Raw genomic sequence first — 9,838 nt, forward strand, 5'->3', positions numbered from 1 at the left:
GTTCGATGGAACGACGGACGAAGGCCCAAGCTGAGGTTCGGGCTTCAAAGCCCTCGGATGACCCGGTCTCTCGTCCGCCACCGCGCGAGACAGCCTACCGCCTCGCCCAGCAGAATTTAAGTTACAAGGATGACGGCTCAGCGATCGCTAGGAATCGACGAGGGCATCCAGTCCGCCCGCAAGCTTACTTCGTGCGCTTGACTTCCGAGCAGCTGACCACGGTGGAGTCGGTCTTGCCGCCGGTGTGCGCATAGCAGAACGTGAAAGTGTCGCCGTCGATCTCGCCGTGGATGTAGCCGTCGGTATCCGCGATCAAGACGTCGTGGCCGTCGTGGCCGCCGATGAACGGCTCGGTGGTGTTCTCGCCGTTGCCCGACAGCGTGGTGACGCCCCAGAACCGGCGCTGGTCCTGGCCCTTGATCTCGATCACCAGGTCTTTCTCGGCGAGCCCGGGATTTTCGAAGGTGCCTTTGCCGCTCGGCCAATGGCCGCCGCCGCCGACCACGATCGAATGGCTCTTGCCGACCCATCTGCCTTTGACGTCCGCGATCTTGTCGCTGGCCGAGACCAGCGTGGGAAACGCCACCAGCGCGGCGACGCCCAATCCGAACACCATGGATGGCTTCATGTCGGTTGCTCCCTGATCCGCCGTCGCCGCAAGCCTTGATGGCCAGCCGACGCCGCGGCGCAACCGCCGGTGTAGGCGATTTTCCGGGGGTTGTCTGAGCGATCTGATGCAGCGGCAGGCGACAGACCGTCGCCAGCGATCAGGCCGATAGCGATTCCGTGCGCCGCTCCACCCGCTCCGGAAACGCCGCGGCGAGCGCGGAACGTTCCGGCAGCAACACGCCGCGTTCGGTGATCAGCCCGGTGACGAGGCGCGACGGCGTGACGTCGAAGCCGTAATTGGCCACCGACGAGCCCTGCGGCACCACCCGCACGGTTTCGATGCGGCCGTCCTTGGTGCGCCCGGTCATGTCGGTGACCTCGGCGGCCTCGCGCTGCTCGATCGGAATGTCCTTGACCCCGTCGTCGATGGTGAAGTCGATGGTCGGCGACGGCAGCGCAACATAGAACGGCACGTTGTTGTCGCGCGCCGCCAGCGCTTTCAGATAAGTGCCGATCTTGTTGCAGACGTCGCCCGAGGCGGTGACGCGGTCGGTGCCGACGATGCAAAGATCGACCATGCCGTGCTGCATCAGATGCCCGCCGGTGTTGTCGGGGATCACGGTATGCGGCACGCCGTGGTGGCCGAGCTCCCAGGCGGTGAGCGAGGCGCCCTGGTTGCGCGGCCGGGTCTCGTCGACCCAGACGTGGATGTTCACGCCGGCGTCGAACGCCTTGTAGATCGGCGCGGTGGCGGTGCCCCAGTCGACGGTGGCGAGCCAGCCGGCGTTGCAATGGGTCAGCACGTTGACCCGCTCACCGGGCTTCTTGGCGGCGCGCGCCGCCTCGATCAGCGTCAGGCCATGGCGGCCGATGCTCTGGTTGATGGCGATGTCGTCTTCCGCAATCGCCGCAGCCCGCGCATAGGCGGCGGCAGCGCGCGCCTCCGCCGGCAACGGCCGCAACGCTTCGCGCATGTCGTCGAGCGCCCATTTCAGGTTGATCGCGGTCGGCCGCGTCGCGATCAGCTTGGCATAGGCGCGGTCGAGCCCGGCGTCGGAGGCATCCTCGCGCATGGCAAGCGCCACGCCATAGGCCGCGGTGGCGCCGATCAAGGGCGCGCCGCGCACCAGCATGCTGCGGATCGCCTCGGCGGCGGCGTCGCTGGTGGTCAGTTGCACGACGACGAATTCGTGCGGCAGCCGGCGCTGGTCGATCGCCGCGACCGTAACGCCGTCGGGCTCCAGCCAGATGGTGCGGGTGGGCTTGCCGTCGACCTTCATGCGCGCAAAATCCTTCCCGCCACCGCGTCGAGCTTCTTCAACAGCTCCGGATCGCGGGCTTCCGGCGCGGTGATCAGCGCTGAGTCGAGCGCGCGGTCGGAGCCGATCGGGCATGGCTCGTGCTGGCGCGGGAAGTCGCGCGCCAGCCGCGCCACCAGGCTCTTGGCCTTTTCGGCATTGGTGGTCAGCACCCGGATGATATCCTGCACCGTCACCGCGTCATGGTCGGGATGCCAGCAATCGAAATCGGTCACCATCGCCACGCTGGCGTAGCAGATTTCGGCCTCGCGGGCGAGCTTGGCCTCCGGCATGTTGGTCATGCCGATCACCGAATAGCCCTGTTGCTTGTAGGTGATGCTCTCGGCATAGCTGGAGAATTGCGGGCCTTCCATGCACAGATAGGTGCCGCCGCGCGCCATCGCGATGCCTTCGGCTTCCGCCGCCGCGGCGAGATGAATCCGTAAGCGCGGGCTGACCGGATGCGCCATCGAGACGTGGGCGACGCAGCCCTTGCCGAAGAACGAGCTCTCGCGCTTGTAGGTGCGGTCGACGAACTGATCGACCAGCACGAAGCTGCCGGGCGGCAGGTCTTCCTTGAACGAGCCGCAGGCCGACAGCGAGATCAGGTCGGTGACCCCGGCGCGCTTCAGCACGTCGATATTGGCACGGTAGTTGATATCGGAGGGCGACAGCCGGTGGCCCTTGTCGTGGCGCGGCAGGAACACGATCGGCAGGCCGCTGATGCTGCCGTGGCGCACCGATGACGACGGCTCGCCCCACGGGCTTGTGATCGCCTCGTCGCGAACGTTTTCCAGCCCGGGCAGATCGTAAATTCCGGATCCGCCGATGATGCCAAGAACGGCCGTGGTCATGCCTTGTCTCCCGCCAATTGCTCTGCCGCATTCACCATGCGGAGGCGGCGTCGACAACCCCTCCTCAGGACGGATAGGCCGAACGTCGCAGGCAGGGCTGCCCGACCGCCGGCTCATGGCGCCGGCCGCGGCGGGGGTTTGGCAGGTCGCGCCGCGGCGGGACCGGATTGCGACAACGAGATGACGAGGCCGACTATCTAGCCGCCCAGCGCCACCGGGCGGAACGCCTGCACCAGCCGCTGGTCGAGGCCGTCGCCCATCGCTTCCATCGCGGCAAACGCCGCGGCGTGGCTGTGCACGGTTTCCTTCGGCTGCCGGGCCACCAGCGTGGTGAAGGTGTCGACCAGCGTGGTAACGCGCACCAGGTCGCTGATCTGATCGCCGTGCAGCGCGTCCGGATAGCCGGAGCCGTCCAGCATCTCGTGATGGTGCAGTACGACGTCGAGCATCTCGCGGGGGAATCCGCCTTGCGCGACGAGCGCGTCATAGCCGAGCCGCGGATGCTGGCAATAGATGCCGTGCTGTCCGAGGCTGAGGCGATCCGGATGGTCGAGGATCGCCGCCGGCACGAACGCCTTGCCGACGTCGTACAACAGCGCCGCCCGGGTCAGCCGGCGCTGGTCGTCCTCGCGGATGCCGAGATATTGCGCGAAGGCCACGGCAAAGCCGGTGGCGAACAGGCAGTGCCGGTAGCTCTCATTGTGATGACGGCCCACCGCGGCCAGCCATTCGCGCAGCGAGGTGCGCTTGATGGCGCGCAGGATGTGGGTTTCGGCCTTGATGACGTCGCCGAGCGTCAGCGGAATGCCGGCGGGCAGCCGTTCGAAGATCTTGACCATCACCGCATGCGCCGCGGCCACGCCCTCGCTGAGCGCCTTGCCTTTGGATTCGGCTTCGGCGCTGTCGTCGTCGGTGCTCGGGAAGGCGGCGCGAACCCGCTGCAGAATATCGTCGGGATCGAACGGTCGCGCGATGGTGTCGGTGGCGCCGAGCGCCCAGGCCTGCATCGCGCCGTGATGCAACAGATCGGCGAGCACGAACAGCCGCGGCATCGGCCGATACGCAGCCCCCAAGAGCTTGCGGCGCACCTGCTGCACGGTCTCCGCCGAGCGCAGGTTGATATCGACCACGACGCCGGACAGATCCTTGGCCGGCGCATCCGGCAGGTTCGACGTCGGGATGGTATCGACCTCGGCGACGTTGGCCAGAATGCGCGCCAGCTCTCGGCTGCGATCGGTGCGATCCGACGCCAGCAGCAGCCGGCGTTTGGCGGGAAGTTGTTTGGCGAGTGCGGTCATTGGTCCTCGAGCGGGCAACGTCAGGTCGCGGGGCAGTGTCGCCGATAAATGGTTCCGCAAGCTTAAACGGCATCCTTAACGTTGCGTGTCGAGGCGCGGTACAAATCGCCGCAAAGCCAAAAACCTCGATTTACTGCGCTGCGCCGGTAGTTTTATACTGTGAGCGCAACGAACCGTTCAGGACGTTTGGTGATGCCGATGCCGATCCGGAAATCCGCAGCCGATCCACGCCGCATTCGTCGCGCGCGTAACGCCGCCGCGGCGCCCGCTCCGCACCACGGTCGACGGGCAACTCGGCGCGGCACCGCAGGCGCGGTGCCGATCGCGATCGTTGCCGCGATGCTGATGATGGCGGCACAGGCCGCAGCGCAGCCCCCGCGCCCGATCGATGCCGCGCCGCCGTTCACGACGACGCTGTCGAACAATGTGCCGCTGGCCTTCGGCATGGACGAACAGCAGACCGCGCGCGCACTCGGCGCGCCGCTGACCTACATCAGCGGCCGGCCCGGCGAGGAAATCCTGCTGGCGCTACGCACTGCAGGCGGCAGCGGATTTTTCGATCGCCGCGACCGGCTCTATCTGCAATTCCGCGCCGGCCGGCTGACCGGCTGGAGGGGCGACTGGGGCCGCAACTGGATGTGGCAATCACCGTGATAACAGCTCCGAGCGCACTCGAACTCATTCGGCTCGGGGCGACGGTGACGACGCGGCGCTACAGCGTTTTCGAGCGAAGTGGAACCCGGTTCGCGTGAAGAGAACCCGTCAAAATAAGAAACTAGAATTCTGATTATGATTCTGATTCGATCAGAACCGGAATAGCTCTAGAACCAGCGCTCGCCGACCAGCACGGTATCGCCGGGGCCGAGCGGGGTGCCGAGCGGCACCGCGGCGCGCACCATGCCGCGGGCGTCGCCGTGAGTGAGAATCACCTGGTCGCGGCGGGCGCGCGGCGAAAATCCGCCGGCCACCGCCACCGCGCTCTCCACGCTCATATTCGGTACGTAAGGATAGGCGCCGGGAGCTGCGACTTCACCGAGGATGAAGAACGGCCGGTAGGATTCGATTTCGACCGCCACCGAGGGTTCGCGGATGAAACCGTTGCGCAGCCTTGCGGTGATGTCGGCGGCAAGCCCGGCGGGGCTGCGGCCGCGCGCCGGCACCGCGCCGATCAGCGGCATGGTGATCGAACCGCCGGCGTCGATCGCATAAGTGTTGGTGAGACCTTCCTGGCCGTAGACCACGATGCGCAGGCGGTCGCCGGCGTCGAGCCGGTAATCCGGATCGTAAGCCGGCGCCGGCGCCGAATAGGCCGCCGGCATCGCCGCATAAGCCCGCCGCGGCGCGGCTGTCGATGCTGAGGAAGAGCCGAAGCCGGAGCGCAGCGCCGCCAGAGCGCCGCCGGAATTCGTAGTGCCGGAGCCGGTGAACAGACCGTGCCCGGCCGGCGCGGCCGCCGGCACCTCACCATAGGCCATGGCATCCAGATCGCTGCGCGGCTGCGCGGTGGCGACCGGACCGGAATTGTGCACGCAGCCGGCCAGCCCAAGCGCAGCAACCCCAACGACCATCGATAATCGAAACGCGCGCACGGACCTATCCCTCATTGAGACAGCTCATTCATGCCCGGTTAGGGTTAATAAACCGTTTGGAACACCGCTCCGCTCGCCGTTCAGCCTTGCAGGACGATGCCGCGGCGACCGCGCCGGCCGCCGCAGCAACTCATCGCGCGGCGCTCAGGCGCTGACGCCGGCGCCGATCGGGCACGACACCCCGGTGCCGCCGAGCCCGCAATAGCCGGCGGGATTCTTCGCCAGATATTGCTGATGATAGTCCTCGGCAAAATAGAAGGTGCCGGCGGGCGCGATCTCGGTGGTGATGGCGCCAAGCCCCTTCGCCGCCAGCGCCCGGCCATAGGCCACCTTCGACGCCTCGGCGGCTTTGGCCTGCGCCTCGCTGAAAGTGTAGATCGCCGAGCGATATTGCGTGCCGACGTCGTTGCCCTGGCGCATGCCCTGGGTCGGGTTGTGGCTCTCCCAGAACAGTTTCAACAGCGCCTCGTAGCTCGTCTTGCTGGGATCGAACACCACCAGCACCGCTTCGGTATGGCCGGTGCGGCCAGAGCAGGCTTCTTCGTAGGTCGGGTTCGGCGTGTAGCCGCCGGCATACCCCACCGCGGTGACATAGACGCCGTCGCCGGCTTCCCAGAATTTCCGCTCCGCGCCCCAGAAGCAGCCGAGCCCGAACACCGCTTGCTCAAGGCCCGCGGGATAAGGCGGCTGCAGCCGGTGGCCGTTGACGAAATGCGTCGATGCGGTCGGCAGCGGCGTGGCGCGGCCGGGCAAGGCCTCGGCGGCGCTCGGCAGGGCGGTCGTCTTGCGCATGAAAAACATCTGACATCTCCGGCGCGGATCGAGCGAAGTGGTGCCAGGCCGCCCGAACAGCCGCGCATGCAAAGGGGAACGCGAAAGCGCCGGGCAAACCTGATCCACTCTTGCGCGGCGGTGACCTCACGAGGCGATATAATGTCGATGGGGCCGCTGCGGCAGGGGCCAAGCCGGGCGCCAAAGCCGCCGACGGCAAATCGCCGCGGCCGGGCCGCTCAGTCGCGGGCGTAGCCGATCAGCGGCTTGCGCGGCCGGAACAGCAGCATCAGCAACAGTCCTAGCGCGCCCAGCACCGCAAAGGTCGGCTGGTTCAGCAGCAACTTCACCACCCCGCTCCACAGCCACGGCGCGGCGTTCTCGACCATGGTGTGGAAGGCCTGCTGGCTGGACTGGTGGATGTCGTTCCAGAACTCGCCGAGCCTTGTCCAGCGCAGACTGTCGTCGGCGACCGAGCGGGCGCCGTCATAGACCAGGAAGATGAAGCCCCCGGTCAGCAGCAGCAGGCCAATCAATCGAAAAAACCCGCGGATCATGCGTCACCTGTCAGCTCTCGACCTTGGCCGGTCCTCCGGATATAGGGCGGGCTGGCAAAATTCAACCTCGCCAGCAACTTATCGCGCCGCGGCGGCCCGGTTCCGGCCCGATCCCGCGTTGAGGCCGTTGACGCTGCAGGACCGGGCCTCTATAAGACCGGCACTGGCGGTAGGGGCGATCCTGCCGCCGCTGTTCTTTGAGCGGTGCCGACGTTTCAGCATGGCTGCTTCCGGAATAGCATCTCAGGAAAACCCGGATACACATCAGCGTCGTCGTGACGCCCGGTCACGCGCCGGCCGCTGAAGGATTTGAAACACCATGGCCAATACAACCTCCGCCAAAAAGGCGACCCGCAAGATCGCCCGCCGCACCATCGTCAACAAGTCGCGGCGCACCCAGATGCGCGGCGCGGTTCGCATCGTCGAGGAAGCTATCGCCAGCGGCGACCGCGAAGCGGCGCTGAAGGCGATGATCCGCGCCGAGCCGGAACTGATGCAAGCCGCGCAACGCAACATCGTTCATAAGAACACTGCCAGTCGCAAGGTGTCGCGACTGGCGCATCAGATCGCGAAGCTCGCGAATTGAACTGATAAAAATATTCGACCAACAAGCCCGGCATCGCCGGGCTTTTTTTTGTTCTGCGCGCTACACGCGAAGATGCTTCGGTGAGCGGTGTTTCCGTCTGGTCGCGCGACATCACTCCAGGTAGTTTTACCTAACGCCTCGTAACCGCACGAGTGAAAAAACCCTTGCTGTATCAGCTTAAAACACATTTTGCCCGACTCCACGCGTTTTGAAAAATGCAAGCGCGGCACGTTTTGTCGGATCGCGCGCGACGGGAGTTACCCTGTCTCGGCGCACAGGAAAAAACGCGCGGCGATAATCACTTATCGGCATAGCGCGGAGCAGCGCTTTGAAAACGCTTTTGCGCTCCGGCCAAAGGTAAACGATTTATGAATTTATTTTTGGCGCGCCGGCGCCCGCCAACGGCCCCGCGCAGTTGGATTCACCGCGCAGATTCAAAACCTTGTCCTGACGCTTAAAATTCGAACGAGGTTTTCGCGGCGGCGAAGCCAATTTTGGCGTCGTGTAGCAACAATCAATTCCGTTGCGGGAAACAGGACGTCGTGTATTTCTTAACCCGTTCGCGACGCCCACGGCTCTTCAGATCAGCGCGGTTTGAGAACCTGGGGCGGACATGCAAATCGGCGGCGGTATGCGTGTTAGCGACGCTTTCCTAGCGAAGGGCGGATTGCAACTCATAGCAATGTGAGGATGGTTGACCTATGCCGAAATTCTCGACCGAAGTGTTCTCAACCGAACAGTTCGCCCCGGGGAACGACGCATCGGCCCACCGCAGCCGGCCGTGCCGAAAGCGTAAGGACGGGAGCGCGACATGCTCCTGAACGACGTTGGTCCGTCGCGGGCTTGAATTTTGAGTTGGTGAGACGACAGCTTGCCGCACGGTGTGCGGCGAGAGGGGGAGGCTTTATGCGCAACGAACTGGCTGCTTCATTTGATCAAGGCTCATTGACCCATCAGCGCTCATTGACGGCTGCGGTTTTCTTCTTCGACGACGCGCATTGCGCGCGCCCCCCCACCTGCCCGGGCGGACCGTTCGCGCTGTTCTAACCCAGCGCTCCCCTTCCGACGATCAAACCACGCCAACGGCGCTTCGCCGGGCGGTTGATCTGTGACCGAAGGGCGCTTTTGGCGCGCGGCGACAGCCGGCTTGCGGCTGCGCGCGCCATCATCCCGGAACATTCCTCTATCTGAAAAGTCGTCGATCAAATGACAAACATCGAACAGGATCGCTGGTCACGAGTGAAGGGCCGCTTGCGCTCGAGCGTCGGTGAAGACGTGTATTCCAGCTGGTTCGCCCGCATGGATCTGGAAAGCGTGCAGTCCGAAAGCGTGCACCTGTCGGTCCCGACGCGGTTTCTGAAGAGCTGGATCCAGACGCATTATTCCGATCGGGTGCTGAGCTGCTGGCAGGCCGAGATGCCGCAGGTGCACCGCGTCGACCTCACCGTCCGCACCGCGATGCGCTGCGCCTCGCCCGCCAAGGACGCCCCGGCGCCGGCCGAGCCGCGCCGCGACGATGGCCGCCCCGCGCACGAAATCCGCGCCACCGCGATCGCGCCGGTGTCCGCCACCCATGAAGCGCTCGGCGGCTCGCCGCTCGATCCGCGACTGACCTTCGGCAGCTTCGTGATCGGCCGCTCCAACACGCTGGCGCATGCCGCCGCCCGCCAGGTCGCCGAAGGCCGCCGCGGCGATCCGGTGATGTTCAATCCGCTGTACATCCATTCCGGCGTCGGGCTCGGCAAAACCCATCTGCTGCAGGCGGTGACCTGGGCCGGCAATTCCGGCACCGAACGCAAGGTGCTGTATCTCACCGCCGAGAAATTCATGTACGGCTTCGTCGCCGCGCTGAAATCGCAGACCGCGCTGGCCTTCAAGGAAGCGCTGCGCGGCATCGACGTGCTTGTGATTGACGACCTGCAATTCCTGCAGGGCAAATCGACCCAGGCCGAGTTCTGTCACACGCTGAATGCGCTGATCGACGCCGGACGCCAGGTGGTGATCGCGGCCGACCGTCCGCCGTCCGATCTCGAGAGCCTCGACGATCGCGTGCGCTCGCGGCTGGCCGGCGGCCTCGTGGTCGAGATGGGCTCGCTCGGCGAAGAACTGCGGCTCGAAATCCTGAAATCGCGTGTCTCCGCCGCGAAGGCGCATCACGCCACCTTCGACGTGCCGATGCCGGTGCTGGAATATCTCGCCAAGACCATCACCCACAACGGCCGCGATCTCGAAGGCGCGATCAACCGTCTCCTCGCTCACAGCAAGCTCAACGCCAC

At 65.5% G+C, this 9,838-nt stretch carries 11 protein-coding genes; 4 read left to right on the forward strand and 7 right to left on the reverse strand.

Annotation, left to right across the window (positions count from 1 at the left end; all coding sequences use genetic code 11):
* Positions 1-184 precede the first annotated feature (184 nt).
* From VGC77_RS18505 to VGC77_RS18520, 4 genes are all read right to left on the reverse strand, one after another.
* On the reverse strand, positions 185-628 hold the full coding sequence (locus VGC77_RS18505) for a hypothetical protein (RefSeq protein WP_331173034.1): 444 nt from the start codon (positions 626-628) through the stop codon (positions 185-187).
* A 139-nt stretch (positions 629-767) separates the two neighbouring features.
* Entirely contained in the window at positions 768-1,889 is a 1,122-nt protein-coding gene (mtnA, locus tag VGC77_RS18510; RefSeq protein ID WP_331173035.1) for an S-methyl-5-thioribose-1-phosphate isomerase, read from the reverse strand.
* On the reverse strand, positions 1,886-2,761 hold the full coding sequence (locus tag VGC77_RS18515; protein WP_331173036.1) for an S-methyl-5'-thioadenosine phosphorylase: 876 nt from the start codon (positions 2,759-2,761) through the stop codon (positions 1,886-1,888). Before VGC77_RS18515 ends, mtnA begins: the two co-directional genes overlap by 4 nt.
* A gap of 197 nt (positions 2,762-2,958) precedes the next feature.
* Positions 2,959-4,059: an HD-GYP domain-containing protein gene (locus tag VGC77_RS18520; RefSeq protein ID WP_331173037.1), complete on the reverse strand. Its 1,101-nt coding sequence runs from the start codon at positions 4,057-4,059 to the stop codon at positions 2,959-2,961.
* 345 nt (positions 4,060-4,404) lie between these two features.
* Between VGC77_RS18520 and VGC77_RS18525 the strand changes: the two genes are divergently transcribed.
* Complete coding sequence (locus tag VGC77_RS18525; protein ID WP_331173044.1) at positions 4,405-4,713, forward strand: hypothetical protein; 309 nt, start codon at positions 4,405-4,407, stop codon at positions 4,711-4,713.
* A gap of 167 nt (positions 4,714-4,880) precedes the next feature.
* Here VGC77_RS18525 and VGC77_RS18530 read toward each other — a convergent pair whose 3' ends face one another.
* The 3 genes from VGC77_RS18530 to VGC77_RS18540 all read right to left on the reverse strand — a co-directional run bounded on the left by VGC77_RS18530 (position 4,881) and on the right by VGC77_RS18540 (position 6,976).
* A complete protein-coding gene (locus VGC77_RS18530; protein ID WP_331173038.1) occupies positions 4,881-5,627 on the reverse strand; it encodes a polysaccharide biosynthesis/export family protein in 747 nt (248 codons plus the stop codon).
* Positions 5,628-5,792: 165 nt separating this feature from the next.
* Positions 5,793-6,449, reverse strand: a complete 657-nt coding sequence (msrA, locus tag VGC77_RS18535; protein WP_331173039.1) for a peptide-methionine (S)-S-oxide reductase MsrA — start codon at positions 6,447-6,449, stop codon at positions 5,793-5,795.
* Between the two features lie 209 nt (positions 6,450-6,658).
* Positions 6,659-6,976, reverse strand: a complete 318-nt coding sequence (locus tag VGC77_RS18540; protein WP_331173040.1) for a hypothetical protein — start codon at positions 6,974-6,976, stop codon at positions 6,659-6,661.
* Between the two features lie 319 nt (positions 6,977-7,295).
* Here VGC77_RS18540 and rpsT point away from each other — a divergent pair, with 319 nt between their 5' ends.
* From rpsT to VGC77_RS18555, 3 genes are all read left to right on the forward strand, one after another.
* Entirely contained in the window at positions 7,296-7,562 is a 267-nt protein-coding gene (gene rpsT / locus VGC77_RS18545; RefSeq protein ID WP_331173041.1) for a 30S ribosomal protein S20, read from the forward strand.
* 906 nt (positions 7,563-8,468) lie between these two features.
* On the forward strand, positions 8,469-8,609 hold the full coding sequence (locus VGC77_RS18550; RefSeq protein ID WP_331173042.1) for a hypothetical protein: 141 nt from the start codon (positions 8,469-8,471) through the stop codon (positions 8,607-8,609).
* A 159-nt stretch (positions 8,610-8,768) separates the two neighbouring features.
* Positions 8,769-9,838 (forward strand): chromosomal replication initiator protein DnaA (locus VGC77_RS18555; RefSeq protein ID WP_331173043.1); only part of this gene is annotated, 1,070 nt, incomplete at its 3' end.

The organism is Rhodopseudomonas sp. (assembly GCF_036404135.1).
Lineage (GTDB): Bacteria > Pseudomonadota > Alphaproteobacteria > Rhizobiales > Xanthobacteraceae > Rhodopseudomonas_A.

Bases quoted from the DNA above. Each gene is read 5' to 3' on its own strand.
- VGC77_RS18505 (WP_331173034.1), bottom strand. From the start codon at position 628: ATGAAGCCATCCATGGTGTTCGGATTGGGCGTCGCCGCGCTGGTGGCG.
- VGC77_RS18530 (WP_331173038.1), bottom strand. From the start codon at position 5,627: ATGGTCGTTGGGGTTGCTGCGCTTGGGCTGGCCGGCTGCGTGCACAAT.
- rpsT (WP_331173041.1), top strand. From the start codon at position 7,296: ATGGCCAATACAACCTCCGCCAAAAAGGCGACCCGCAAGATCGCCCGC.
- VGC77_RS18525 (WP_331173044.1), top strand. From the start codon at position 4,405: ATGATGGCGGCACAGGCCGCAGCGCAGCCCCCGCGCCCGATCGATGCC.
- msrA (WP_331173039.1), bottom strand. From the start codon at position 6,449: ATGTTTTTCATGCGCAAGACGACCGCCCTGCCGAGCGCCGCCGAGGCC.
- VGC77_RS18520 (WP_331173037.1), bottom strand. From the start codon at position 4,059: ATGACCGCACTCGCCAAACAACTTCCCGCCAAACGCCGGCTGCTGCTG.
- VGC77_RS18540 (WP_331173040.1), bottom strand. From the start codon at position 6,976: ATGATCCGCGGGTTTTTTCGATTGATTGGCCTGCTGCTGCTGACCGGG.
- VGC77_RS18515 (WP_331173036.1), bottom strand. From the start codon at position 2,761: ATGACCACGGCCGTTCTTGGCATCATCGGCGGATCCGGAATTTACGAT.
- mtnA (WP_331173035.1), bottom strand. From the start codon at position 1,889: ATGAAGGTCGACGGCAAGCCCACCCGCACCATCTGGCTGGAGCCCGAC.
- VGC77_RS18550 (WP_331173042.1), top strand. From the start codon at position 8,469: ATGCGCAACGAACTGGCTGCTTCATTTGATCAAGGCTCATTGACCCAT.